This window comes from Streptomyces sp. NPDC059010 (assembly GCF_042740355.1).
Taxonomy (GTDB): Bacteria; Actinomycetota; Actinomycetes; order Streptomycetales; family Streptomycetaceae; genus Streptomyces.
The window spans coordinates 1-23931 of record NZ_JBHYJA010000064.1 but is presented as its reverse complement, the minus strand read 5'-3'; the positions used below and the strand labels follow the sequence as shown (position 1 = coordinate 23931).

Annotated in this window: 21 protein-coding genes and 2 pseudogenes; 12 read left to right on the top strand and 11 right to left on the bottom strand. The window is 71.9% G+C overall.

The features are described from left to right. The first annotated feature begins 37 nt into the window (after positions 1 to 37). The gene (locus ACFWYS_RS42390) at positions 38 to 943 is read left to right on the top strand and encodes an antibiotic ABC transporter ATP-binding protein (protein WP_384781602.1); all 906 of its coding nucleotides are present in this window, start codon (positions 38 to 40) and stop codon (positions 941 to 943) included. A 13-nt stretch (positions 944 to 956) separates the two neighbouring features. Then, positions 957 to 5636 (top strand): caspase family protein, encoded by a 4680-nt coding sequence (locus ACFWYS_RS42385; protein ID WP_384781600.1) that lies wholly within the window; start codon positions 957 to 959, stop codon positions 5634 to 5636. Between the two features lie 7 nt (positions 5637 to 5643). Here ACFWYS_RS42385 and ACFWYS_RS42380 read toward each other — a convergent pair whose 3' ends face one another. Further along, on the bottom strand, positions 5644 to 7077 hold the full coding sequence (locus tag ACFWYS_RS42380; RefSeq protein ID WP_384781598.1) for a dihydrolipoyl dehydrogenase family protein: 1434 nt from the start codon (positions 7075 to 7077) through the stop codon (positions 5644 to 5646). 130 nt (positions 7078 to 7207) lie between these two features. On the opposite strand from ACFWYS_RS42380, the gene trxA reads away from it, so the two are divergent. Beyond that, positions 7208 to 7594 carry a thioredoxin gene (trxA, locus tag ACFWYS_RS42375; RefSeq protein WP_384781596.1) on the top strand — a complete coding sequence of 129 codons (387 nt, stop codon included), beginning with the start codon at positions 7208 to 7210 and terminating at the stop codon, positions 7592 to 7594. 27 nt (positions 7595 to 7621) lie between these two features. On the opposite strand, the gene ACFWYS_RS42370 is transcribed toward trxA, so the two are convergent. From ACFWYS_RS42370 to ACFWYS_RS42355, 4 genes are all read right to left on the bottom strand, one after another. Continuing rightward, positions 7622 to 9058, bottom strand: a complete 1437-nt coding sequence (locus tag ACFWYS_RS42370; RefSeq protein WP_384781594.1) for an aldehyde dehydrogenase family protein — start codon at positions 9056 to 9058, stop codon at positions 7622 to 7624. Between the two features lie 30 nt (positions 9059 to 9088). Next, positions 9089 to 10267 (bottom strand): 4-hydroxybenzoate 3-monooxygenase, encoded by a 1179-nt coding sequence (locus ACFWYS_RS42365; protein WP_384781592.1) that lies wholly within the window; start codon positions 10265 to 10267, stop codon positions 9089 to 9091. Between the two features lie 69 nt (positions 10268 to 10336). Further along, positions 10337 to 11371, bottom strand: coding sequence for a LacI family DNA-binding transcriptional regulator (locus ACFWYS_RS42360; protein ID WP_384781590.1), 1035 nt, complete (start codon positions 11369 to 11371; stop codon positions 10337 to 10339). 58 nt (positions 11372 to 11429) lie between these two features. Beyond that, positions 11430 to 12104 (bottom strand): TetR/AcrR family transcriptional regulator, encoded by a 675-nt coding sequence (locus ACFWYS_RS42355; RefSeq protein ID WP_384781588.1) that lies wholly within the window; start codon positions 12102 to 12104, stop codon positions 11430 to 11432. Between the two features lie 100 nt (positions 12105 to 12204). On the opposite strand from ACFWYS_RS42355, the gene ACFWYS_RS42350 reads away from it, so the two are divergent. Next, positions 12205 to 12768 (top strand): NADPH-dependent FMN reductase, encoded by a 564-nt coding sequence (locus ACFWYS_RS42350; RefSeq protein WP_384781586.1) that lies wholly within the window; start codon positions 12205 to 12207, stop codon positions 12766 to 12768. A 130-nt stretch (positions 12769 to 12898) separates the two neighbouring features. Here the strand turns inward: ACFWYS_RS42350 and ACFWYS_RS42345 are convergent, their stop codons facing one another. Beyond that, positions 12899 to 13804: a LysR family transcriptional regulator gene (locus tag ACFWYS_RS42345; protein WP_384781584.1), complete on the bottom strand. Its 906-nt coding sequence runs from the start codon at positions 13802 to 13804 to the stop codon at positions 12899 to 12901. A 115-nt stretch (positions 13805 to 13919) separates the two neighbouring features. Between ACFWYS_RS42345 and ACFWYS_RS42340 the strand changes: the two genes are divergently transcribed. Next, the gene (locus ACFWYS_RS42340; RefSeq protein WP_384781582.1) at positions 13920 to 14138 is read left to right on the top strand and encodes a hypothetical protein; all 219 of its coding nucleotides are present in this window, start codon (positions 13920 to 13922) and stop codon (positions 14136 to 14138) included. Here ACFWYS_RS42340 and ACFWYS_RS42335 read toward each other — a convergent pair. Beyond that, positions 14114 to 14995: an LLM class F420-dependent oxidoreductase gene (locus ACFWYS_RS42335; protein ID WP_384781580.1), complete on the bottom strand. Its 882-nt coding sequence runs from the start codon at positions 14993 to 14995 to the stop codon at positions 14114 to 14116. The two genes, ACFWYS_RS42340 and ACFWYS_RS42335, sit on opposite strands and share 25 nt — an antisense overlap. A gap of 349 nt (positions 14996 to 15344) precedes the next feature. Further along, on the bottom strand, positions 15345 to 15995 hold the full coding sequence (locus ACFWYS_RS42330) for a type III effector protein (protein WP_384781578.1): 651 nt from the start codon (positions 15993 to 15995) through the stop codon (positions 15345 to 15347). Between the two features lie 127 nt (positions 15996 to 16122). Between ACFWYS_RS42330 and ACFWYS_RS42325 the strand changes: the two genes are divergently transcribed. The 3 genes and pseudogenes from ACFWYS_RS42325 to ACFWYS_RS42315 all read left to right on the top strand — a co-directional run bounded on the left by ACFWYS_RS42325 (position 16123) and on the right by ACFWYS_RS42315 (position 17444). Continuing rightward, entirely contained in the window at positions 16123 to 16554 is a 432-nt protein-coding gene (locus ACFWYS_RS42325) for an Hsp20/alpha crystallin family protein (RefSeq protein ID WP_384781576.1), read from the top strand. A 103-nt stretch (positions 16555 to 16657) separates the two neighbouring features. Then, positions 16658 to 16896 (top strand): annotated as a pseudogene (locus ACFWYS_RS42320) (DUF2267 domain-containing protein); the annotation flags it as partial. A gap of 113 nt (positions 16897 to 17009) precedes the next feature. Continuing rightward, a complete protein-coding gene (locus tag ACFWYS_RS42315; RefSeq protein ID WP_384781574.1) occupies positions 17010 to 17444 on the top strand; it encodes a DUF2267 domain-containing protein in 435 nt (144 codons plus the stop codon). A gap of 195 nt (positions 17445 to 17639) precedes the next feature. Here the strand turns inward: ACFWYS_RS42315 and ACFWYS_RS42310 are convergent, their stop codons facing one another. Next, a complete protein-coding gene (locus tag ACFWYS_RS42310) occupies positions 17640 to 18620 on the bottom strand; it encodes a metalloregulator ArsR/SmtB family transcription factor (protein ID WP_384781572.1) in 981 nt (326 codons plus the stop codon). Between the two features lie 56 nt (positions 18621 to 18676). Between ACFWYS_RS42310 and ACFWYS_RS42305 the strand changes: the two genes are divergently transcribed. Then, entirely contained in the window at positions 18677 to 19915 is a 1239-nt protein-coding gene (locus tag ACFWYS_RS42305) for an MFS transporter (RefSeq protein ID WP_384781570.1), read from the top strand. Here the strand turns inward: ACFWYS_RS42305 and ACFWYS_RS42300 are convergent. Further along, positions 19851 to 20816 (bottom strand): TerC family protein, encoded by a 966-nt coding sequence (locus tag ACFWYS_RS42300; protein WP_384781568.1) that lies wholly within the window; start codon positions 20814 to 20816, stop codon positions 19851 to 19853. The genes ACFWYS_RS42305 and ACFWYS_RS42300 overlap by 65 nt on opposite strands. Before the next feature lie 236 nt (positions 20817 to 21052). Between ACFWYS_RS42300 and ACFWYS_RS42295 the strand changes: the two genes are divergently transcribed. Beyond that, positions 21053 to 22027, top strand: a complete 975-nt coding sequence (locus ACFWYS_RS42295; protein WP_384781566.1) for an alpha/beta hydrolase — start codon at positions 21053 to 21055, stop codon at positions 22025 to 22027. A gap of 214 nt (positions 22028 to 22241) precedes the next feature. Then, the gene (locus ACFWYS_RS42290; RefSeq protein WP_384781564.1) at positions 22242 to 23234 is read left to right on the top strand and encodes a helix-turn-helix domain-containing protein; all 993 of its coding nucleotides are present in this window, start codon (positions 22242 to 22244) and stop codon (positions 23232 to 23234) included. A gap of 67 nt (positions 23235 to 23301) precedes the next feature. Here the strand turns inward: ACFWYS_RS42290 and ACFWYS_RS42285 are convergent, their stop codons facing one another. Next, positions 23302 to 23655: a hypothetical protein gene (locus tag ACFWYS_RS42285; protein WP_384781562.1), complete on the bottom strand. Its 354-nt coding sequence runs from the start codon at positions 23653 to 23655 to the stop codon at positions 23302 to 23304. A gap of 145 nt (positions 23656 to 23800) precedes the next feature. Between ACFWYS_RS42285 and ACFWYS_RS42280 the strand changes: the two are divergent. Next, positions 23801 to 23931, top strand: a pseudogene (locus tag ACFWYS_RS42280) (MarR family transcriptional regulator); the annotation flags it as partial.

The following is a 23931-nucleotide window of genomic DNA, read 5'->3' as shown; positions in this document are numbered from 1 at the left end:
CGCGCGTAGCCTTGTTCCCTCACTCGGGGAGGGGCAGTTGAGCAAGGTCGTCTTCGTGCACGGCGTCGGCAAGCAGTATCTGAGCGAGGACTCCCTGGGGCGGGACGTGGTGCCCGAACTCCTCGGCGGTGTACGCCTGGCAGGCGGCCCGGTCCCCACGCCCGACGAGGTGGGTGTCGCGTTCTACGGCGACCTGTTCCGCCCCCGGGGCACTCGCGCCGGACTGGAACCGCCGTACGACGAGGGCGACATCGAGACCGACGAGGAGTTCGCCCTCCTCATGGCGTGGTGGGCAAAAGCAGCGCGCATCGACCCCACCGTCCCGGGACCGGACCAGACCGGTACCCGGGGCCAGGTCGGCTGGGTCGCCTCGCGTGCCCTGCGGCTGAACACCGTGCGGGCCGCACTCGACGCCCTCACCGGCGCCCGCTGTCTGCGCGGCGTCCTCGACCGCGCGCTGATCGGCAGCCTCAAGCAGCTCGCCGGGTACCTCACCGACGACACCGTCCGGCGTGCTGCCCGGGCCAGGCTGGCTGCCCGCATCAGCGGCGACACGAGGGTCGTCGTCGCGCACTCGCTGGGTTCCGTCGTCGCCTACGAAACCCTCTGCGACCCCACGTTGAACGGCGATTGGGACATCCGCACGCTCGTCACCCTGGGCTCCCCACTGGGCATGCGCGCGCTCGTCGTGGACCGGCTCGACCCTGCTGCCGAGAACGGGCGGGCGGTGTGGCCGAAGCCCCTCGGGGCGTGGACCAACATCGCCGACGCCACGGACATCGTCGCCGTGGTGCGCGACCTCCGCCCCTCGTTCGGCGACCTGGTGACCGACCTGGCCGTGCACAACGGCAGCCATATGCACGATGCCACGCACTATCTGACGGCGGTGGAGACCGGGCGGGCCATCGGGACAGGGCTGCTGCCTGAGGCCGAGGCCCGATGAAGCGAGAGGCCCGATGAAGCGCTACGTCGTCGCGGCAGGCACACGGCACTACCGGGAGGCCGCCGAACTCCCCCTCGCCCACGAGGACGTCGAACGAGCGGCGGAGCTGTTCACGTCGATGGGCTACGACCGCGTCCTGACCGCCGTGTCCCACGACCCCGACTCCGAGTCCTTCGAGAACGCCCTGGCGGATTGGTGCGGCACCCCCGGACTGAGCGGCGAGGACGTCATCGTCGTGTACTACGCCGGGCACGGGGACCGGTCTCCGGCCGGCCAGTACCGGCTGGCCTGTGCGGACAGCGAACTCGGGCGTCCGCGCTCGTGGTTGTCGCTGCCGAACCTCGCCGAGATCCTGGCCGCCTCACCGGTCCGCAACGTCCTGTTCGTCGTGGACGCCTGTCACGCGGCCGCGGCCACGGCGGAGATCAGCACCGTCACCGACACCATCGTCGCGGGCCGGGGGCGCGCCGACGCCTTCGGTGGCGGCACCTGGCTGCTGGCCTCGGCCCGGCACCGCGATCTGGCGGTGGACGGGGCCTTCGTCAGCCAACTGGCCAAGGCCTACGCTCAGGGTGACGGCCCGTCACAGCGCCATCTGGCGCCCAGCACGCTCGCCGAACGGGTCAACCGTTCCTTCCTGGCGGCGGGGCTGGCCCAGCGTGCCGCGTGCTCGTCCGTCGACCAGTCCGAGCGGCCCCCGTTCTTCGGGAACCCGTTCTTCGAGCCGCATGCCGAGATCACGGGCGACGGCCAGGCCCACGGGGACGCCTCGGACGTCTCCTCGCACTTCGAGCCACGCGGGCGTGGCGTGGAGCATGTGCATGACCCTGGGTCGTACTTCACCGGCCGCGGTCGGGCCCTGAAGGAGGCGCGGGCGCATCTCGACGGCGAGCGTGAGGGGCGCATCCTGGTCGTGACAGCCGACCCGGGCTCGGGCAAGTCCGCCGTGCTCGGCCGACTGGTGCTGGAGGGGTGTGCCGACGCCTCCGTCAACGCGCACCACCAGACGCTTGAGGCGCTGGTGAGCCGGATCGCCGCCGCCGCGGACGTCCGGGCCGCTACGCCGGTGGCCCTGTTCACGACACTTGCGGACCGGAGACAACCTCTCCGCATCGTCGTCGACTCGCTCGACGAGGCGGGCCCGGCCGGCGACAAGGCGGAGGCCCGTCGTATCGCCTGGGAGCTGCTGCGCCCGCTCGCCGCGGTGGCCTGCGTCCGGCTCGTCGTCGGCTCCCGGCGCGAGCTGCTGCCCCATCTCGGGGGCCAGGTGCCCGTCATCGACCTGGACGACAGCGCGTACGCGCAGGACACGGATCCGGCCGAGTACGTGACGAAGATCCTGTGCGACGCCGGGGCGCCGTACGAGCACCACCCCGAGGTCGCCCGCCGGGTTGCGCACGAGGTGGCCCGCCGGGCCGGGCGCTGTTTTCTCGTCGCCCGTATGACCGCGAGCGCGTTGCTGCGCGGCCCGGTCGTCGACACCGCCGCGCCCGGCTGGGCCGAACAGCTGCCCTCGGACGTGGGCGGCGCCTTCGAGGCCTACCTCCAGCGGCTGCCGCAGGAACGGCACACGAAGACCATCGCCCTGCTCACCTCCCTCGCCTTCGGAGAAGGCAACGGCCTGCCGCGCCGGCTGTGGGTTCGGGTGGCGACGCGAGTGTCGGGGATCGCCCTGGTCCAGGCGGACATCGATCTGCTGCTGGACGAGGACGGCTCGTATCTCGCGCAGGCCGAGGTGAACGGGACGAAGTACTTCCGGTTGTACCACCAGGAACTGACGGACCATCTGAAGTGGCGGGCCCTGAACCATCGCGACCTGGCGGACCTTCAGGAGTGCTTCGTCGAGACGCTGCTGGAGCTCGTACCCGACCGGGACTGGTCGCGCGCGCATCCCTATGTGCGTTCCCATCTGGCGACGCACGCCGCGGCCTCGGGTGAGCTGGACGACCTCATCGAGGACGCGTCCTTCGTCGTCCACGCCGAGCCGACCACTCTGCTGCCGGCGGTGCGGTCGGCGCTGCGCCGCCCCATGCTCGCCATGGCGGTCGAGCGCTACGCGTACCTCGTCACCGGCACCGACGCCACGCTGGTCGACCGGCCCTCGCTGCTCGCCTTCGTGACGGAGACGTACGGGGAGCACGCGGTCGCCGGGCAGGCGCAGGAGATGTCGGACGTGCTGGAGGAGATCCGTGTCGAGCCCCGGGAGATCACGCCGCACCAGGTGGTGGGACGGCACGACGGGGACGCCTATATGACGCGTGCGTACAACCCGAACTGGACGATCGAGGACGTCACCCTGCCGGACGGCGGCCGGATCGTGCTGGCGGCCCCGCCGCTGGCCTCTCATGTTCATGTCTGGCGCCTCGACAACCCGTCGCAGTCGACGATCCTGCCGCACCCGTCGAGCGTCGCGGGCCTTGCGCTGCTGATCGACGGCACCGGAGGGGCGCAGGCCGTCACCCTCGACTCCAAGGGCGACATCCGGATCTGGAACGTGGCCGACCAGACGCTGACGCACACGGTCCCGAGCGGAGCGACTGTGCTGTTCGAAGCCGGATTCCGCACGGACGGCACGCTCGTGCTCGTGTGCGGGGACGACGAACGCCTCATGGTGCACTCCCTGCCTCTGTTGGAGCCGCTCGTCGTGGTGGACTGCGAGACGATCGTCACGGACAACCTCGACAAGGTCGGACCGTCCGCCTGCCTCGCCCATTTCGAGGACGGCCAGGTTTGGCTCCTGTTGTGCGATGGCGTTCGCGGCCGTGTCACCCTGCACTCACTCGACGGAGACGGCGATGTCGCCGTGCTGCTCGATGGCCTGACGCAGCCCGTCCTGGTCGACCACATGCGCGGCAGCAGGGGCACCGTGGCCGCGGTGTGCGAGCCCCGCACCCGACTGACGCTGCTTCACCCGGGATCCGGGCGGACCCTGCCCATGCCATTCAGCGGTTTCTCGTGGCAGGAGAACGGCTTCGCGCTGGGCAGCGAGGACTCTCCCGTCTTCGTGGCGCAGGACTACGACGATCTGCTCATCGCGAGTCTCGACGCCCCGCCGCAGCGCGTCGCCGCCCGGGGCAAGCCGGACGGCCGCGCCCGCTTCAAGGCCCCCGTCCTCCTGCCCGACGGGCTGTACGCGGCGATGGTCGGCTATGGAAGCCCCTTACGGGTGGTCAACTGCGCCACTGTGGAGGCCATGGGCTCACCGCTGCACGGCCACGAGGGAGCGGTGTGCAGCCTGCACCTGCTGCCCTCATCGGGGGACTCAGGTCCGGACATCCTCGCCGTGGGCAACGATGGAACGGCACGGCTGTGGCGGTGGGACGAGCACAAGCGGCCAGGAGAGCAGCGGTCTTCGTCCGCGGAGCTGTCCGCACCGGAGATCGAGGCGCTTGTCCCCTGGCCCCAGGACTCCCCCGGCGTCATCGCCGTGTCCGGTCGCGTCTCCCGACACGTCGCTCCCGCCCCTGCGCCGGATCACGGCACGACGTTCTCTCTGGTCGACGGCCTCACGGCGGACGAGATCTCCGAACAGACGTGCTCCGTCGACTCCGGGGGAACACTGCACCTGCTCTCGTGGGAGTACACCGGACATGTGAAGCCCGAGCACACCTCGGACCTGCCGGGCTGGCCCTCGTCCATGCCGTACTCCTACCCGGTCTGGCACCGCGTCGTTCAGGGAACACGTGCCGAGGCCACCAACCTGACCTGGCTGCACGGTACAGCCGACTCCCATGTGCAGGCACATCTCCTGCCGCCGACCGATCACGAGCCGCACACTCGGTTCCTGGGGCTGGACACGATCCGGGGCCGTGTGGGGCTCCTGGCCACCCCCGACGCGGACCCGGACTGGACGGACCTCCCCGGGCCCATCGATCCGGGCCGGGACTGGGTGTGCTCGGCGGCGTTCACCACATCGTCCGGAAGCACCGTACTGATGACGGGCGTCCGCAGGACACTGCTTCTCGAACGCAGCGTGGGCGGACGTTCCACCTCCCCCTCTGGGAAGAGCGAGCCCGGCGCAGAGCAGCCGCCCGGTGCCACGGACGGTCGGCTGTGGGACGTCTCGGCGGGTACGCCCGGTCAGGGCACGCCGGTCGAACTCCTCGACGACGTCTGGCTCCTGCTGCCCCACCACACCGGCGCGGGTACGCGATGGGTGGCACAACAGGGGCGGGACGGCACCACTGAGGTCATCGATCTGCCGACCGGCCACCGACACGTCGTACGGGGCAGCCGAGCCGACGCGGACCTCTCGGCGGGCCGCCATCGCACCCTGGCGTCGGGCACCGACTACTTCATCCGCTGGACCGAGTTGGCCGACGACAGCGCCGTACTGCTCCTCCTCGACCCCAAAGCCTCCGACGACGCGCACGCCGCCCCGGTCACCGTCTGGGACTCCGCGCACCCGGATGCCCCGCGTCGGCTGCCCGTCCCCGCCTGCCGCCTGCTCTGGACGGGCCGCGCCCCGAGCGGCCGGACCCTGGTCGCGGTCAGCGACGAGCACGGAGTGGCCCTGTGCGATCTGCCCAGCGGCGAGAAGATCTGGTCCACCCCCCTGCCCGCACTCGTCACCTCGCTCACCGCCCTGCCCGCGAGCCGGGTGCTCGATCTGGCCGTCGGCACCCAGCAGGGCGTCGTGTTCCTGCGCCCGAGGCTGTCCCGCGCATGGCGGGACAGCCTCGGCGTCGGCTGATCGGACGTCAGTTGTCCCGGTACGACTCCAGCAACCGCAACCACACCTCGCTGATCGTCGGATAGGACGGAACCGCGTGCCACAGCCTGCTGATCGGTACCTGGCCGGCGACGGCGACGGTCGCCGAGTGGATGAGTTCGCCGACGCCGGGGCCGACGAAGGTGACGCCGAGGAGGATCTCGCGTTCCAGGTCGACGATCATGCGGGCGCGGCCGCGGTAGCCGTCGCCGTAGAGGGACGCTCCTGAGACAGAGGCGAGGTCGTAGTCGACGGCGCGGACCCGGTGGCCCGCCTGTTCCGCTTCCGCCAGGGACAGGCCCACCGCGGCGGCCTCGGGGTCGGTGAAGACGACCTGGGGGACGGCGGAGTGGTCGGCGGTCGCGGCGTGGGCGCCCCAGGGGTCGGATTCGAGGAGGGGGACGCCGGAGGCGCGGGCGGCGATGGCCGCGCCCGCGATGCGGGCCTGGTACTTGCCCTGGTGGGTGAGGAGGGCGCGGTGGTTGACGTCGCCGACCGCGTACAGCCACTCGTTGCCGGTGACGCGCAGGCTGTCGTCGACCTCCAGCCAGGAGCCCGGCGTCAGGCCGACGGTGTCCAGGCCTATGTCGTCGGTGCGCGGGGCACGCCCGGTGGCGAAGAGGATCTCGTCGGCCTCGATCCGGTCGCCTTGGTCGGTGACGACCACGACGGTGCCGTTCGCCCTGGTCACCGACTCCACCGAGGTCCCGGTGCGAACATCGGTACCGGCCTCGCTGAGGGCGTCGGCGACGAGTTCGCCGGCGAACGGCTCCATGCGGTTCAGCAGGCCCTTGCCGCGGACGAGGAGGGTGACCCGCGAGCCGAGGGCCTGATAGGCCGTGGCCATCTCGGTGGCGACCACTCCCCCGCCGACCACGATCAGCCGGCCCGGCACGGCCTGCGCGCCGGTGGCCTCGCGGCTGGTCCAGGGCTTGACGTCGGCGAGCGCGGGAAGGTCGGGCAGGACGGCCCGGCTGCCGGTGCAGACGACGACGGCGTGCCGGGCGGTCAGGACGTGCCGTACGCCGTCGGGGCCGGTCACCTCCAGGGTGCGGGGCCCGGTGAGGCGGCCGTGGCCGCGGTAGAGCTCGGCGCCGATGCCGGTCAGCCACCCGACCTGGCCGTCGTCGTGCCAGTTCGAGGTGTACTCGTTGCGCCGGGCGAGGACAGCTGCCGCGTCGAGGGGGCCCTGTACGGACTGGCTGAGGCCGGGCAGGCGGCGGGCGTCGGCCTGGGCGATGACCGGGCGCAGCAGCGCCTTGCTGGGCATGCACGCCCAGTACGAGCACTCGCCGCCGACCAGCTCGCTCTCCACGACCGCGGTGGAGAGGCCGGCCGCACGGGTGCGGTCGGCCACGTTCTCCCCCACGGGCCCGGCCCCGAGCACCACGACGTCGTACGCGATGGAATCCGTTTCCGTCATGGGGTCAGTCTTACGGGTGGTGTGCGCCGTGGCCACACGGGTACGCGCGCGGAGATACGAAGGAATACGCGGTCGTACGGTCGTGTTGTCGCCGACGGCTTCGCCGCATACCAGGAAGAGGGATAACGCCATGAGCAGCACCGTGGAGCTCACCAAGGAGAACTTCGACCAGACGGTCACGGACAACGAGTTCGTCCTGATCGACTTCTGGGCGTCCTGGTGCGGGCCGTGCCGTCAGTTCGCCCCCGTCTACGAGAAGGCGGCGGACGACAACCCGGACCTGGTGTTCGGCAAGGTCGACACCGAGGCGCAGCCGGAGCTGGCCGCCGCCTTCGGTATCCAGTCGATCCCGACGCTGATGATCGTCCGTGACCGTGTCGCCGTGTTCGCGCAGCCGGGTGCCCTGCCCGAGTCCGCCCTCACGGACGTCATCGGGCAGGCCCGTGGACTCGATATGGACGAGGTCCACAAGGCCGTGGCCGCCCAGCAGGAGCAGGCCGAGCAGAACGGCCAGTGAGGGCCTCGGGGACCGTGAGGTCCTGGTCTAGAAGGGGTACGGCGCCACGTCGCCGCGCACCGTCGTCCAGCGCACGTCGGTGAACGCCTCCAGGTTGGCCTCGCCGCCGAACCGGGCACCCGTGCCGGAGGCGGCGATGCCTCCGAAGGGGGCGACGGCCTCGTCGTTCACGGTCTGGTCGTTGATGTGCACGATGCCGGTCGGAATGCGCTCGGCCAGGTCGAGGCCCCGGGCGGCGTCCCGGGTGACGATGCCGAGGGAGAGACCGTAGGAGCTCGCCGCGGCGAGGGCGGCGGCCTCGTCGGCGGTGCCGAAGGGGCGGACGGGCGCGACCGGGCCGAAGACCTCCTCGGCGTACGCGGGGGTGTCGTCGTCGACGCCGGCGAGCACGGTCGGCCGGTAGAAGAGCTGCTCGTGGGTGCCGCCCGCGGCCAGCTTGGCGCCCCTGGACGTGCTGGCCTCCACCAGCCCGTGCACCTTGCCGAGCTGGCCGGCGTCGATGAGCGGGCCGAGGTGGACCTGGGCGCGGTGCGGGTCGCCGACGGCGAGGGAGTCGGCCTTGGCGGCGAGGCGCTCCACGTACTCCTCGTACAGGGACCGGTGGACGAGATGGCGGCCGGTCGTCATGCAGATCTGGCCCTGATGGAAGAAGGAGCCCCAGGCGGCGGTGGAGATCACCGCGTCGAGGTCGGCGTCCTCCAGCACGATCAGGGCGGAGTTGCCGCCCAGCTCCAGGTGCGCGCGCTTCAGATGGCGTCCGGCGGCCTCGCCGACGGCCCGGCCCGCGGCCGTGGACCCGGTGAAGGAGATGACCGGCACGCGCGGGTCGGCGACCAGCGCCTGGCCCACGTCCGGACCGCCGGGCAGGACATGGAACAGCTCCTCGGGCAGACCGGCTTCGGCGAAGACCGCGGCCAGCGAGAGCCCGCCGCAGACCGCCGTGCGCGGGTCCGGCTTCAGCACGACCGCGTTGCCGAGCGCGAGCGCCGGGGCGACGGAGCGGATGGAGAGGATCAGCGGGGCGTTGAACGGCGCGATCACGCCGACGACGCCGACGGGGACCCGGCGCGTGTACGACAGCCGGGGTGCCTCGCTGGGCAGGATCTGTCCGGCCGGGCGGGAGGCAAGGGTCGCGGCCTCGTAGCACTCCTGGGCGGCGACGTGCAGCTCGAAGTCGGCCTTGCCGGCGATGGAGCCGGACTCGCGGACCAGCCAGTCGCGCAGTTCGTCGGCGTGCGCGGCGAAGAGGTCACCGGCCTTGCGCAGGACTCCGGCGCGTACGAAGTGCGGGACGCGGGCCCACTCCGCCTGGGCGGCGCGGGCGGCTTCGGCGGCCGTACCGACGTCCTCGGCAGCGGCCAGAGTGACGGTGCCGAGGGGGTCGCCGGTGGCGGGCTCGGTGACGGCGTACTCGCCTCCCGACAGGGAGCTGGACTGCCAGGCCTTGGGGTCGAGCAACGGCATTGCGACTCTCCGTTCGATCACCGGCGGGACTCACACGGGGAGCGGAAGTCCCGAGTAGTTCGCCGCCAGTTCGGCGGCCGCGTGACGGGACGCGGTGATCCGGCGCAGACGTGCCAGCTGCATCCGGGCCTCGAACGCGTCCCCATTTGGTTGAGTGTGCAACATCCTAGTCATGTCGTCGGAGAAACGGGTGGCCTGCCACACGCGTTGCAGGCACAACTCCGAGTACCTGTCGAGCAGTTGCGTGTCCCCGGTGCGGTACAGCGCGCTGAGGGCGCGGGCCAGGACCCGTACGTCCGACACCGCGAGGTTGAGGCCCTTGGCGCCGGTCGGCGGGACGATGTGGGCGGCGTCCCCGGCGAGCAGCAGCCGGCCGTGGCGCATGGGTTCGTGGACGTAACTGCGCATGGGGGTCACGGACTTGGCGGTGACGGGTCCGCGGTGCAGGGTCCAGTCGCCGTCGATAGCGAAGCGGGCGGCGAGTTCGTCCCAGATGCGGTCGTCGGGCCAGTCGTCGGGGTCGGTGTCGTTCGGGACCTGGAGGTAGAGCCGGGAGACGGTCGGTGAGCGCATGCTGTGCAGGGCGAAGCCGTGGTCGCCGCGCGCGTAGATCAACTCGGCGGCGGACGGCGGCACTTCGGCGAGGATGCCGAGCCAGGAGTACGGGTAGTCGTGCGCGTACGAGCGGCTCGCCTCGGCCGGGAAGGCGTCGCGGGAGATCCCGTGAAAGCCGTCGCAGCCGACCACCCAGTCGCAGGTCAGCGTCTGCTCGCGGCCCTCGTGCAGGAACCGTACGACGGGTGTCTCGCTGTCCGGCTTCTCGACGGCGAGCGCCTCGGCCTCGAACAACAGCGGTGGCCCGTCGGCGAGTTGGAGGGAGACGAGGTCCTTCACGATCTCGGTCTGGGCGTAGATCGTCACCGTGCGGCCGCCGGTGAGGGCCGGGAAGTCGATGTGGTGGCGTTCCCGGGCGAAGCGCAGCTCGATGCCCTGGTGCACCAGGCCCTCGGCCTGCAGTCGCTCGGCGGCGCCGGCCTCGTGCAGCGCGTGGACCGTGCCCTGCTCCAGCATCCCGGCCCGCTGGCGCTGCTCGACGTACTCGCGGGTCCGGCTCTCCAGGACCACGCAGTCGACGCCCGCGCGGTGCAGCAGACGGGCGAGCAGGAGCCCGGCGGGCCCGCCGCCGATGATGCCGACCCTCGTGCGCATCCCACGCCTCCCTGGCTCCGACGGTACGTGAAGTACGCCGGTCCGCCGGCCGGACCCGCTCGCGACGCCTCAGCTGGACTCGCGGTGCACCACCGCCGCTCCCAGCACCTTGTGGGTCTCGGGCGTGGCCGCGGGGTCGCGTACCGCGCGGTCGACCAGTTCCGCGAGGTCGCGGCCGGACGGCAGCTCTATGTGGACGGTGCTCAGCCTAGGCCGCAGGAGCCGTCCGAGCATCAGGTCGTCGGCGCCGATGACGGCCACGTCGACGGGAATGCGCAGGCCCTCGTCCTGCAGGGCGCGCATCAGCAGCATCGCGTACTCGTCGTTGTAGGCGAACACCGCGTCGAGGCCGAGGGCGCGCCAGCGGGCGGCCAGCCGTGCGGCGGACTCCTCGTCGTAGGCGAGGGGCAGCGCGGTCACGGTGGCGTCCGTGCCGTGCAGGGCGCGGCGCACGCCTTCGAGACGGGGCGCGGAGAAGGACTCCAGGCCGTCCTCCTCGGGCACGACGACGCCGATACGGCGCCGGCCGCGGGCGTGGAGATGGCCGCCGGCGCAGTGGCCGACGGCCTCGTGGTCCATGAGCAGGGCGTGTGCGCCGTCGACGGACTCGGGGCCGAGCGTGACCACGGCGCGGGCGCCGGAGCGCTTGAGCACCATGACGCCCTTCGGGCCGAGGCCGGAGCCCGGCACCAGGACGGCGACCGGGCGCAGTTCGGCCCAGGCGCGGGCGGCCTCGTCGCTGTGCAGGCCGACGCTGCCGTGCTGTACGACGGTGTAGTCGAGGCGGCCGAGAGCAGCTTGGAGGTCGCCGAGGAACTGGCTGTAGAGCGGGCCGACGGGGAAGCTCGGTGCGGGCATCAGGACCATGCGGCTGTGCCCGGCGCGCAGGCTGCGGGCGGCTGCGTGCGGGACGTATCCCAGTTCCTTCGCGGCCTCGTGGACGCGGCGGCGGGTTGGTTCGCTGATCCGGACGGCGCTGGTGTTGTTGAGGACGTAGGAGACGGTCGCGCGCGAGACGCCGGCCAGGCGGGCCACATCGGCGCTCGTGGGTACCGAGCGCAGTGCGGGGGAAGCGGGCGCGGGCGTTTTCGGTATCTGCACCATGACGTACCGCATCCTTGCAGAACCGGTGAGCGGGGTTCGGCGCAGGGTGGCCGCCCGCTCACGCCCCGGTGCGCGTCACGCGGGCGACCAGGTCGGTCCAGGCCTGCTCCAGCCGCTCCATGGGCATGCCGCACTGCCTGGTCAGGTGGTTGATCAGGGCGGGGTCGAGCGAGGCCATCAGGGTCTGGGCGAGGAGATCGCAGTCGGCGTCCGGCACGATCTGCCGGAGCAGCATCGTGACGTGGGTGTGCAGTGCCTGGACCGAGGGGTGGGAGAAGCGGCGGGCCGGGTCCGGCTGGGCGGCCAGCCGCAGCTCCAGCTGCTCGGCCGTGCGGTAGAGCACCGCGACGCCGAACGCCCGCAGCCGCTCGACCGGCGGCGCTCCGGGGCCGAGCGGCGGCGGCCCGCCGAGGAAGTCGGCCTGCAGCGTGCGGGCGGAGTGGTCCAGCAGTGCCGTGAGCAGGCCGGTGCGGTCGCCGAAGCGGCGGAAGACCGTGCCCTTGCCCACCCCGGCCGCCGCCGCGACCGCCTCCATGGTGACCCCGGCCACGCCGTGCTCCGCGATCAGCCGGGTGGCGGCCTCCAGCAGCCGGGCGCGGTTGCGGGCCGCGTCCGCACGCAGGCAGGGCTCGTCGGCCGCGGAGCCGACCTCCAGCAACTGGGGTGCTCCGACGGGTTCCTGAGACTCGGGGAAGGGCGGCAGGTCGGCGGACATGAAGCCAGCGTAAAGCATCGGGAATGAAACTGGACCGCGGTCCGTTTGGGATGCTAGAAAAGTAAACGGACCTCGGTCCGGATCGTAACGGCAGTGTTTCAGCACCCTTGGAGTTCGCATGTCTGTTCGCATCCTCGCGCTCGTCGGCAGCCTTCGTGCCGGTTCGCACAACCGTCAGCTGGCCGAGGCGGCCGTCAAGCTCGCTCCCGAGGGCGCCGAGGTCGTGCTCTTCGAGGGCCTGGCCGAGATCCCCTTCTACAACGAGGACATCGACGTCGAGGGCAGCGTCCCCGCCGCCGCCACCGAGCTGCGCGAGGCCGCGCAGGCCGCCGACGGGTTCCTCTTCTTCTCCCCCGAGTACAACGGCACCATCCCGGCCGTGCTGAAGAACGCCATCGACTGGCTGTCCCGCCCGTACGGCGCCGGCGCCTTCGGCGGCAAGCCGGTGGCCGTCGTCGGTACGGCCTTCGGCCAGTACGGCGGCGTGTGGGCGCAGGACGAGACCCGCAAGGCCGTCGGCATCGCGGGCGGCAAGGTGCTGGAGGACGTCAAGCTGTCCATCCCCGGCTCGGTGACCCGCTTCGCCGAGACCCACCCGGCCGACGACGCCGAGGTCGCCGCCCAGCTGACCGAGGTCATCGCGCGCGTCCACGGCCACGCGGGCGAGGCCGTCGCCGCCTGATCGACGGCACCAAGGGCAGACCCCGAAGGGGGCCGGAGCAGACCTGCTCCGGCCCCCTTCGCCTGCTCCGCCCGCTCCGCCTGCTTCGAGCCCTTCACCTGCTTCGCCCGCTTCACCCGCGTCTTCCCTGTCACGCCACCGCCGTCGGCGCCAGTTCGCGCAGCTCCCGCAGTGCCGCCGCCACCGCCGGGCGCTCCCGGCAGCCACGGCGCGTGCAGGTCAGCAGCTTGCGGTGCGGGTTGCCCGCACAGCGGACGCGGGTGAGGGGCAGGTGCGGGGGCAGCTGGGCCAACCGTGGGACCAGGGCGACGCCCAGCCGGTGGGCGACGAGGTGGGCGGTGACGTTCCAGTCCACCGCGTGGTGGATCACACCGGGCGTGAAGCCGGCGGCCCCGCAGGCCGACATCACATGCGTACGGCACGGGTTGTCCGGCACCGGCGCGATCCAGTCCTCGTGCGCCGTCTCGGCCAGGTCGACGCTCCCGCGCCCGGCCAGCGGATGATCCTCGGGGACGACGAGGTCGTACGGGTCGTCCAGCAGCGGCTGCTGGTCGAAGCGCGCGTCACCGAGCGGCGGGTTGTGCGGGGTGACGTCGACGACGGCCAGGTCGGCCTCCCCCTCGAAGAGCAGGTCGAAGCTCTCCTTCACCGCGGCCTCCAGGATCCGCACGGTCAGCTGCGGATGCCGCTCCCGCAGCCCTACGGCCATCGGCGCCAGCAGCACCGACACGGCCGTCGGGAAACCGGTGACGCGCAGTGGCCCGGCGGGGGCGCTGTACTCGGCGCGCAGATCGAGTTCCGCCTCCTCCCAGCGGGCCGCGATCGCGTCGGCGTGCGCGAGGAGACTCTCGGCGGCGGCGGTCAGGCGCACCCCGCGGCCCTGCGGTTCCAGCAGGTCGACGTCCAGATCGCGGGCCAGCTGGCGGATCTGCTGCGAGGCGGCGGACGGGGTGAAGTGCAGGGCGTTGGCGGCGGCGGTGACCGTGCCGTAGTGGGCGACGGCCCTGAGGACGTGCAGTCGGCGCAGGTCAATCATGAAGCCTACGCTTCAAGGTCGGCTCCAGAAAGTCAACCTGGACGTGTAAGGAGATGGGGACGCACCCTGGATCGTGTCGCGACGGCCAACCAGCCACGAGGTACGAGGAGTCGCCATGACCAGCACGACCGCCACCGTCTGCCCGCACTGCGGGTGGCCCGACGGCGCCGAGCCCTTCCAGGTGCTCTCCCGGCACAGCACCACGACCGGCCACACGGTGTGGACGCGTTGCAGCTGCGGTTCGCTGCAGATGCGGGTCGTCGACGGCTGCGGGGTACGTGTCGTCTCCCGCAGCCGTCCCGCCGAGGCTCAGTCGAGTTCGGCCAGCCGCTGAACGGCCCGGGACACGAAGCTCTCCATCCATCCGGAGGTCTCGCCCAGACGCGGGGAGAGGATCACGGTGTCGATGCCGAGCTTCGTGTAGCCCGCGATGTCCCGGGTGAACGCGTCCAGGTCGCCCTCGGTGGCGGGGTCCGCGCCGTAGGCGACGGTCTTGCGGATCGTGTCGTAGTCGCGGCCCTCGGTGTCGCAGTGGCGGCGCAGCACGTCGAGCTTGTGCGCGACCTGCTCCGGCGAGGTGGTGAACAGGTTGCACGCGTCGCCGTACCGGGCCACCAGCCGGAGCGTCTTCTTCTCCCCGCCCCCGCCGATCATGATCTCGGGGTGCGGGGAGCTGAGGGGCGCCGGCACGCAGCGGGTCTCGGTCAGCCGGTAGTGCCGGCCCTCGAAGGGGCCGTTGGCCTCCGGGTCCCACATCTGCAGGCAGATCCGCAGAGTTTCCTCCAGCCGCTCGAAACGCTCGGCGACCGGCGGGAACGGCACGCCGAGCCCCTCGTGCTCCCGGTCATACCAGGCGGCGCCGATGCCGAGGGTGGCCCGGCCGCCGGACAGTACGTCGAGAGTGGTGGCGATCTTTGCGAGCAGGCCGGGGTGGCGGTAGGTCACGCCGGTCACCAGGGCGCCGAGGCGGAGCGTGGAGGTGTGGGCGGCGAGATAGCCGAGGGTGGTGTAGGCCTCCAGCATCGGGTCCTCGGCCCGGTCGTTGAACTCCATCTGGAAGTAGTGGTCCATCACCGACAGCCAGCTCACGCCGGCCGCCTCGGCGGCGGTGCCCGCGGCGGCGAGTTCGGCGCCGAGCGCGGGACCCCCTCCGGAGTGGTCGAACCGGTTGATGTGCACTCCGACGCGCATGGCTGTCTCCGTTCGCCCGGATCGCCAGGACCTGTCCCGGCCGACCTTTTCGACGCTAGTTCTTGGAGCGCTCTCGAAGTCAAGCCTGTGTCTGAGGTGCTGATGTGGATCTTTCGGCAGGTCTATCCCGGCGGTGCGTCCGGGTTTGTCGGGCCGCTGCTTCAGCGGTGTTGTCCGGTGTGCGATGCCCCGTTGGAGGCGGGGTCCGCGCCGCGAGCGAAGGTGACATCGCCCCGCCGCCGGGTGCGCACAGCCCCGCCTGATGACCCGTCGGCTCACCCGTCGCAAGGCCCGTCCCGCCGAACGGCGCGACGTCGCCCACGGCTACGTGGTCCCGGAAGCCGCCTGATCACACCGCCGGATTCGTGGCGGGGTTCGTAAGAGCATCGAGCTGGGCAGCGAGGTCGGGGTGGTCCGGGGTGAGGTGGGGGCGGGTGGCGTTGAGGGGGTGGATGAGGTCGGCGGGGTCGTCGTGGGCGAGGGCCGCGTGGAGCTGGCTGAGCGGGTTGCGGGCTGCTGTTGGCAGGTCGGTGAGGGCGGTGATCTGGCCGGCGATGCGGCGTAGGTCGGCTGCGTTGTGGCGGGCCCAGGCGGCGGTGGTGCGTTCGGCGGCGCGGCGTTCGCGGGTGGCCTGGACGCGTTGTTCGCCGGTGGTCCCTTCGGGTCCGGGGCGGCCGCGCAGGTAGCGGCGCTCGGCGGCCTGACGGCTGGCGACGCCGAGGGGGTGGGCGAGGTCGGCCCAGCTGGCACCCGCGTCGCGGGCGGTTTCGATCAGGCCGGTCTCCCATCCGGCGAGCCGCTCGCGGACCTGCCGCAGCAGCAGAAGCGAGGCCAGGGCCTGCTCGGGGCCGACGTCGTCGGTCTCGGCAGTCCCTGGGACCTCATGCCGGGCAGCATGCAGGGCGTCGTCTATGGCGTGCAGGGCGGCCGCGGCGGCGAGGAACGACGCCGGGCTGTGTGGTTGGGCGCTGGACGATGACGGCTGGTCGGCCGGGGTCATAGGCACCTCCTTCAATGGGTCATCGTTTGGACGACTCCACGTTTGTCATCCATCCGATGACATGTTACAACGGATTCAGTGAAGCGCATTGGCAGCAACTGCCGAAACTTCCTGGAGGTGTTTTCCGATGTTGATGCGCACCGACCCCTTCCGTGAGCTGGACCGGCTCGCCCAGCAGCTGATGGGCCCGGGCACCTGGTCCAGGCCGTCCCCGATGCCGATGGACGCCTACCGCGAGGGCGACCAGTACGTGGTGGCCTTCGACATCCCCGGCGTCAGCGCGGACGCGATCGACATCGACGTCGAACGCAACATGCTGACCGTCAAGGCCGAGCGCCGGCCCGCGACGAAGGCCGACGACGTGCAGATGGAACTGTCGGAACGGCCACTGGGCGCCTTCTCCCGCCAGATCGTCCTCGCCGACACGCTGGACACCGAGCACATCCATGCCGACTACGACGCGGGCGTGCTCACCCTGCGTATCCCGATCGCCGAGCGCGCCAAGCCCCGCAAGATCGCCATCGGTGTCGGATCGGGCCGCAAGGAGATCTCCGGCTGAGCCGGACCCGATGAGGGCTGAACAACGGCGGAGGACGGGTACCTGATCTCCCCCCAGGCCTGTCCTCCGCGCCCCCGTGGACCGAGGAAGGATGGCGGCCGTCATGACGGTGCGACGGGATGTGTTCCTCGACCGTGTGACGGAACGCGGCGAGTACGACACCCTGCAGGAAGCCGACCGTGCGGCCCGCGGGCGCTCGCCCTGCTGGGCGCACACCTGGTCGGCGAGGTACGCGCCCAGCCGGCGGCGCGTCTGCCGGGAGACTTCGCCCTGATCCTGCTCAACCCGCTGCAGAGCGCCGAGCCGCTGCCCCCTGAGCGGTTCGTGCGCGCGACCGCGGCTCCCCGCGGGCTACGGCCTCCTCTTCGGCCGCCCCCAGCCCACCTGACCACCCGCCCCCGGTGACCGCTCACCGGCCACCACGACCTGGTGACAGAAAGGCAACCATCGCAGTGATGTCCGACCACAGCGCACCGATCCAGCAGCCCTACGGGAGCGCGTATGAGCACATGCTGGAAAAGGTTCGCTACGAAGGCGCCTACCCCACCCGGGAGAAGGCCGAGGAAGCCGTCCGCCGCGTCCTCGCCGGACTGGGACGCCAGCTGACCGGCGACGAACGCGTCGAACTGGCCGCCCGCCTCCCCGTCGAAGCCGCGCGCATCCTCACCGCCCAGATCCCCGACACCCGGCCGCTGGGCGGCTGGGCCTTCGTCAAGGACCTCGCCGCCCGCACCGGCGCCTCCCTGGCCACCACCCGCTGGGACACCGGATCCGTCTTCTCCGCCGTGGCGGCCTACGCCGGACCCGACCTCGTCACCCGCATCCTGCGCCGGCTCCCCTCCGGCTACGCGCTGCTGTTCGGCCGCGCCGAACTCACCCGAGCCGCATAGGCGGGCCGCGCCTTTCCGGCGCCGCAGTATGCCGGTGACCGTGATGCGTGCACGCACAGCAAAGAGTGCGCAGCGCGTCATGGTCACCGGCATCACGCTGACGCGGCCAGGGCCTTCACGTAGTCCGACACCGATGCTGGAAGCACCGCTCATACGCGCTCCGAGGATCACGAATAGGCACTCAAGCTGCCCGGGTCAAGCCGGTCCGGCGAGCTGGTCGCCCAGCCGGGTGCGGCGGTACAGGACCCGCCGTCCCTCGCGTGCCCGGGTGACGAGCCCCGTCGCGTGCAGCACCTTGAGGTGCTGGGAGACGGCACTGGGCGTGACACCGAGACGGCGGGCGAGCTCGACCGTGGGAAGCGGTTCGGCGAGCAGTCGCAGGACCGTGGTGCGGGGCGCGCCCAGCAGTGCGGTGAGGGCGGAGGCGTCGGGCTCGGGGCACGGTTCCCACAGGGTGGCCACGCCTCTGCTGGGATAGGCGAGCATCGGCGGTTCGTCGGCGCTGACCGGGGGCGCCGGCTTGTGTGCGAACAGGGACGGCACCAGACGCAGCCCGCGCCCGGATCCGTCCACCTCGTGCCGGCCGATCATCCGGTCGACGCGCAGGACGCCGTCGCGCCAGCGCACGTTGCGGTGCAGGTCGGAGAAGAGCAGGTGGGCGCCGCCCGTGGCGAGCTGCCGGGCGCGGTGGGTGATGTCGGCCTCCAGCACGAGGCGCATCCGGGGCCAGTCCGGGAGAAGGGCCGACTCCCAGTAGCGCAGGAGGAGTTCGCACAGCTCCTCCAGCAGCTCCGCGACGGGTGCGTCGCCGGGTGCGGTGATCCGGCGCAACGCATCCGGGAGGGGGTGGGGGACATGGGTCGCGTGCAGGTCGCGTCGTACGAGTTCCGGGGGCGTCGCCGCCACGACGGCGAGCTGGTCCTCCAGCAGGGGTGCGAAGGTCGACGGGCGCGGGGTCAGGAAGTCGGGCAGGGTCAGGTTCTGTCCGACCAGGGCACGCAGCAGCCGGGCGTCGGCGGGGTCGAGCCGGTCGAGCACCGAGCGGCGCCACGAGGCGTGCAGGGGGTAGAGGCCGGGCGCGCGCAGGGCCCGCAGGCTGCCCATGACCTCCCGCAAGGGGGAGATCGCGAACCGGGTGTCCGCGAGGTCGTCGACGTCGAGCAGGAAGCTGATCATTAAGCCCCGGCCTACATCCTTTGGCAACTGGCCGTCGCCGCCGTGGACTTCGGCGTATGACGGATCACAACCACCGGCAGACTACCGCCGCGATCACGCTGCTCGCCTTCGCGTGCGGAGTCGCCGTGGGCAATGTGTACTTCCCGCAGGCGATCGGCCCGTTGGTGGCGGCAGGCCTCGGCGTCTCCCCCGATGCGGCCACCACGGTGGTGACCGCGACCCAGTTCGGCTACGCGGCCGGCATCTTCCTGCTCGTCCCGCTCGGCGACCGTATGCGGCCCCGCCGGCTGCTCGTCACCCTGCTCACGCTGACCGGCCTCGGCCTGCTCGCCGCGAGCACGGCGCGGACACTGCTGCCGCTGGCCGCCGCGAGCATCCTCGTCGGCGCCGCGACGGTGATCGCCCCGCTCGCCGGTCCGCTGGCGGCCTCTCTGGTGCCGGCCGAGCTGAGCGGCGTGGTCAGCGGCACCCTGCTCAGCGGCTGCCTCGCCGGCATGCTGCTGTCCCGCGCCGTGGGCGGCGCCCTCGGCGACTGGCTGGGCTGGCGGGCGCCGTACGTCCTGGCCGCCGCGCTCTCCCTGACGGTCGCCGCCCTGCTAGCCCGTCTGCTGCCGTCGTCTCCCCCGGCCGCCGCGGCGTCCTACCCGGCGCTGCTCGCCGCACCGCTGCGCCTGCTGCGCACCGAGCCCGAGCTGCGCCGCTCATGCCTGTACCAGGCCACGGTGTTCGCCGGGTTCTCCGCGGTGTGGACCGCCGTGGCGCTGCTGCTCACGGGCCCGGCGTACGGCATGAGCGCGCGGGCGGCCGGGCTGCTGGCCCTGGTCAACGCGGCGACGATGCTGTGCACGCCGGTCGCGGGCCGGCTGGTGGACCGCCGGGGACCGGACCGGGTCAACCTCGTGTGCTTCCTGGTGGTCGGCGTGTCCGCGCCCGTCCTGGCGTTCGGCGGCCTCGGCGGCGTACCCGGACTGACCGCGCTGGTCGCCGGCACGCTGCTGCTGGACGTCGGCATGCAGTCCGGGATGGTCGCCAACCAGGTGCGGATCTACGGCATCGACGCGCAGGCCCGCAGCCGTCTCAACACGGCGTACATGACCTGCGCCTACCTCGGTGGCACCGTCGGCTCCTGGCTGGGTGCCCACGCCTACGGCCGCTTCGGGTGGACCGGGGTGTGCGTGCTGGTCGCGGCGCTCACCGGCGTGGCACCGGCCCGCCATCTGTTGGGCGGCTTCAGGCGCTTTCCAGCGCCGCCCGCTCCTGCTTCTTCGAAGCGCGCAGGCTGGTCACCGTCGTGACCGCTAGGACGAGCACGATGAAGCCGAGCGAGAAGGGGATGCTGATCTCGGGGACGTGGACGCCGGACTCGTGCAGCGCGTGCAGCACCAGCTTGACGCCGATGAAGCCGAGGATGATCGACAGCCCGTAGGTGAGGTGGACGAGCTTCTTCAGCAGTCCGCCGATGAGGAAGTACAGCTGCCTGAGGCCCATCAGCGCGAAGGCGTTGGCGGTGAAGACGATGTACGGGTCCTGGGTCAGGCCGTAGATCGCGGGGATGGAGTCGAGGGCGAAGAGCACGTCCGTGGAGCCGATCGCCAGCATCACGACCAGCATCGGGGTCATGACCCGCTTGCCGTTCTCCTGGATCCACAGCTTGGTGCCGTGGTAGCGGTCGGCCACGCCGAAGCGCTGCTCCACCATCTTCAGGAGCTTGTTCTCCTGGTACTCCTCCTCGTGCTCCCCCTTGCGGGCGTCCTGGACGAGCTTCCACGCGGTCCAGATCAGGAAGGCGCCGAAGAGGTAGAACACCCACGAGAACGTGGAGATGATCGCCGCACCGGCCGCGATGAAGCCGGCGCGCAGCACCAAGGCCATGATCACGCCGACCATAAGGACGCGCTGCTGGTACTGGGTCGGGACCGCGAACTTCCCCATGATCAGGACGAAGACGAAGAGGTTGTCGACGCTGAGTGACTTCTCCGTGATGTACCCGGCGAAGAACTCGCCCGTGGGCCGGGCGCCACCGTAGTAGAACAGGCCGAGGCCGAACAGACAGGCCAGGACGACCCAGACGATCGTCCACGTTCCCGCTTCCCGGATGGAAACGTCGTGTGGTTTGCGACCGATGAAGAAGTCCACGGCGACCAGCGCGCACAGGGCCACGACGGTCAGCAGCCAGACGGCGAGGGAAACGTTCACGGGTGTTACTCCTGGTGCAGGTGGGGCTATGACAGCTTCACCGCCGCACGATGGTTCCTTCCACCCGCAGCGGGTGAACAGAGAGTCATGTCCTGGCAATCTCCCTGACCCTGGGGAGCCACCCGCCGTACGGCGGGCAGGTTCCGCCGAACGGCGGCCCTCCGGCGGGGAACGGTGCGCAGATCATGGCCGCAGAGCCGCCCAGGGCACGCGTGCCCCCCGTGTGAGGAGAAGCCATGACCCAGGTCCCGCCCCCGTTCGACCCCGAGCTCGCCGCCGCCCTGGAGCTCATCAGGGAGGTGATCTCGCCCGGCCTCACGATGGACGAGATAGCCGACGTCCGCCAGGGTGCGGGGATCCAGATGCTGGCCGATCTGGATCTGACCCTGGGCGGTTTCTTCGAGGTCGAGGACCGGACGGTGCCCGGTCCCGAGGGCGCGCCGGAGATCTCGCTGCTGATCTGCCGGCCGGCCGCCCCGGCGGACGCGGGCGAACGGCCCGTGATCTACCACGTCCACGGCGGCGGCATGGTGCTCGGCAACAACCGGGTCGGCGTGGACGCGGCCCTGACCTGGGCGAAGGAACTGGACGCGGTCGTGGTGTCGGTGGAGTACCGCCTCGCGCCCGAGCATCCGTATCCGGCGCAGATCGAGGACGTGTACGCCGGTCTGGAGTGGACGGCGAAGCATGCCGCCGACTTCGGCGGGGATCCGCGGCGGATCGTGGCCGCCGGTGCGAGCGCCGGTGGCGGCCTTTCGGCGGCGTTGGCGTTGCTCGTCCGGGATCGCAAGGGGCCGGAGCTGATCGGGCAGATGCTGATGTGCCCGATGCTCGACGATCGCAACGACAGCCCGTCCACCCGGCAGATGGCGGGGCTGGGGGTCTGGGACCGTACGGCGAACGAGACCGGGTGGACGGCGCTGCTCGGGGAGCGGCGCGGTGGTGCCGACGTTCCCGCCTACGCGGCGCCGGCCCGTGCGGAGGACCTGTCCGGGCTGCCCCCGGCGTTCCTGGACGTGGGCTCCGCGGAGACCTTCCGGGACGAGGTCGTCGCCTATGCGTCCCGGCTCTGGCAGGCGGGTGGGGCGGCCGAGCTGCATGTGTGGCCCGGCGGGTTCCACGGGTTCGACGGGTTCGCCCCCCAGGCGGCGCTGTCGCAGGCTTGCCGGGAGGCGCATCTGGCGTGGCTGCGGAGGCTGCTCAGCCAGTGAGAGTGAGCCGCGCCCCATCGTCTGCCGGGTGCTGTCGTCTGCCGGGTTCTGTGGCTGTGCGGGCGCGGATGGTCTGTGGCTTCTCGCGCTCACACGGCCGAGCCGCATACCGACAGCACCCCGCGCCCCTTCGGGCCGGCCGCGCGCCCCGACGCATCGAGCACAGGTGACCCGACCGTCCCGGCCGCTTGACCGCATGGCGCACCATTGGCCTATGAAAGAGCTGGCCGGGCGCCTGACCGCGCTCGATCCGGACGCCGGTGCCGCCGTCCGGGTCATCGCCTACTTCGATCGGCTCGCCGAGTCCCGCGCGGGGCTGGAGACGCTGGTGCGTGGGGCCGCCGTGCTGGCCGGGGTGCCGGCGCGGCTGGTGGACGCGGACCGGCGGGTGCATGTCCGGGTCGAGCCCGACGGGACGCGCCGGGAGAGCGAGATGCCGCCGGACCCGGCCTGGCCGTCCGCCGCGCTCACGCCGGGCGGTGCTCCGGCGCTGTGGCTGGAGCGGGCCGCGGCGGCGGAGCCCAGCGTCGTCGACGCGGTGATCCTGGAGCGGGCCGCCGGTGCCGTACGGCTCGTGCTGGACCGGACGCGCGGGCGGGCGCCGGCCGATGATCCGGCGCTGGTCGAGACCGTCCTCGACGCCACGGCCCCGGAGGCGGCGCGACTGCACGCGGCCCGTCGGCTGGGGCTCGACCCCACCGCACCGGCCCGGGCCCTCGCCCCGCTGGACGGCCGCCCCCGCATCGTCGCCGCGCACGCCGAGGCCGGGCCGCCCGACGGCCGCGTGGGTGTGGGTCCCGCCGTCCCGGTGCTCGACCTGCCGCGCTCCTGGTCGCAGGCGCTGGTCGCGCTGCGGTTCACGGCCGAGGGCACCGCGCAGGACCCCGGTCCCGGCGTCGTGCACGCCGACGACCTGGGCGGCATCGCGCTCCTCGCCGACCTCGTCGTACCGGGCGCCGAGCCGCCGCCCGACGTACAGGCCCTGGAGGCGGCAGCGGCGGCGGCGCCCTGGCTGCTCGCCACGCTGCACGCCGTCGCCTCGACGGTGAGCCTGCGGGCGGCGGCGGCCGAGATCAACGTCCACCACTCCACGCTCCAGGAGCGGCTGGCCCACGCCGAGCACCTGCTGGGCTGGCCGCTGCGGACGCCGCAGGGCAGGTTCAGGCTGGGGCTTGCGCTGACGATGCGGCATCTGACGCGGCCGTGACGGCGGCGCCGAGGGCTGGAGTGGCCGCGCGGACGGTAGTCGCTGTGGCCGGCGTCAGCGCAAGGCGTCAGCGGAACTCGTGCACGACCTCGATCATGCCGACGATGTGGGCGTTGAACTCGTCCAGCTCCTCGGCGGGCACCCACAGTTCGAGAATGGTCTCGCCGCCCGCCTGCTGGACGGGGTACCGGCTCAGGAAGTCCGAGTCGACCTCGAACCGGGTCACGAACCCGGCGCCGTCGTGCTTGACGTTCCAGTCCCGGGCGATCCGCACCGCGTAGTCCTCGTTGAGCACCGGGTAGAAGATCGGCTGCTCGGGCAGCCGCGGGGGCCAGGCACGCCAGTCGAGCTCGCGGACCAGGTCCAGTTCCTTGGGGCCGGTGGGTCGCCAGAGAGTGGTGGTCGGGGGTCTGCTGATCATGGGGGCCGACGATATCCAGGCCCCGGCGCGACGGCCACGGAGTTTCCCGTACTCCTTGCACGCGCGCTCTACACGCATTCGCTGGAAATTTCACACATGCCCTATCCTGGAGGTCATTCACCTCGGGACGGAGGACACCGGCGCCATGACCGCCACGGACCCCGCGCTCACCGCCCTCGCCCAGGGCTGGTGCGCCCTCTCCCTGCTGCACGGGAGGATCGAGGCGCACATCGAGCGCGCCCTGCAGGCCGGGCACGACCTGAGCGTGCGCGAGTA

What these genes read in the sequence shown, in the direction of transcription:
- ACFWYS_RS42365 (WP_384781592.1), bottom strand. Translation starts at nt 10,267, where the DNA reads ATGCGCACGAGGGTCGGCATCATCGGCGGCGGGCCCGCCGGGCTCCTG.
- ACFWYS_RS42380 (WP_384781598.1), bottom strand. Translation starts at nt 7,077, where the DNA reads ATGACGGAAACGGATTCCATCGCGTACGACGTCGTGGTGCTCGGGGCC.
- ACFWYS_RS42350 (WP_384781586.1), top strand. Translation starts at nt 12,205, where the DNA reads ATGTCTGTTCGCATCCTCGCGCTCGTCGGCAGCCTTCGTGCCGGTTCG.
- ACFWYS_RS42305 (WP_384781570.1), top strand. Translation starts at nt 18,677, where the DNA reads ATGACGGATCACAACCACCGGCAGACTACCGCCGCGATCACGCTGCTC.
- trxA (WP_384781596.1), top strand. Translation starts at nt 7,208, where the DNA reads ATGAGCAGCACCGTGGAGCTCACCAAGGAGAACTTCGACCAGACGGTC.
- ACFWYS_RS42355 (WP_384781588.1), bottom strand. Translation starts at nt 12,104, where the DNA reads ATGCTTTACGCTGGCTTCATGTCCGCCGACCTGCCGCCCTTCCCCGAG.
- ACFWYS_RS42345 (WP_384781584.1), bottom strand. Translation starts at nt 13,804, where the DNA reads ATGATTGACCTGCGCCGACTGCACGTCCTCAGGGCCGTCGCCCACTAC.
- ACFWYS_RS42310 (WP_384781572.1), bottom strand. Translation starts at nt 18,620, where the DNA reads ATGATCAGCTTCCTGCTCGACGTCGACGACCTCGCGGACACCCGGTTC.
- ACFWYS_RS42335 (WP_384781580.1), bottom strand. Translation starts at nt 14,995, where the DNA reads ATGCGCGTCGGAGTGCACATCAACCGGTTCGACCACTCCGGAGGGGGT.
- ACFWYS_RS42385 (WP_384781600.1), top strand. Translation starts at nt 957, where the DNA reads ATGAAGCGCTACGTCGTCGCGGCAGGCACACGGCACTACCGGGAGGCC.
- ACFWYS_RS42360 (WP_384781590.1), bottom strand. Translation starts at nt 11,371, where the DNA reads ATGGTGCAGATACCGAAAACGCCCGCGCCCGCTTCCCCCGCACTGCGC.
- ACFWYS_RS42330 (WP_384781578.1), bottom strand. Translation starts at nt 15,995, where the DNA reads ATGACCCCGGCCGACCAGCCGTCATCGTCCAGCGCCCAACCACACAGC.
- ACFWYS_RS42285 (WP_384781562.1), bottom strand. Translation starts at nt 23,655, where the DNA reads ATGATCAGCAGACCCCCGACCACCACTCTCTGGCGACCCACCGGCCCC.
- ACFWYS_RS42290 (WP_384781564.1), top strand. Translation starts at nt 22,242, where the DNA reads ATGAAAGAGCTGGCCGGGCGCCTGACCGCGCTCGATCCGGACGCCGGT.
- ACFWYS_RS42325 (WP_384781576.1), top strand. Translation starts at nt 16,123, where the DNA reads ATGTTGATGCGCACCGACCCCTTCCGTGAGCTGGACCGGCTCGCCCAG.
- ACFWYS_RS42315 (WP_384781574.1), top strand. Translation starts at nt 17,010, where the DNA reads ATGTCCGACCACAGCGCACCGATCCAGCAGCCCTACGGGAGCGCGTAT.
- ACFWYS_RS42370 (WP_384781594.1), bottom strand. Translation starts at nt 9,058, where the DNA reads ATGCCGTTGCTCGACCCCAAGGCCTGGCAGTCCAGCTCCCTGTCGGGA.
- ACFWYS_RS42340 (WP_384781582.1), top strand. Translation starts at nt 13,920, where the DNA reads ATGACCAGCACGACCGCCACCGTCTGCCCGCACTGCGGGTGGCCCGAC.
- ACFWYS_RS42295 (WP_384781566.1), top strand. Translation starts at nt 21,053, where the DNA reads ATGACCCAGGTCCCGCCCCCGTTCGACCCCGAGCTCGCCGCCGCCCTG.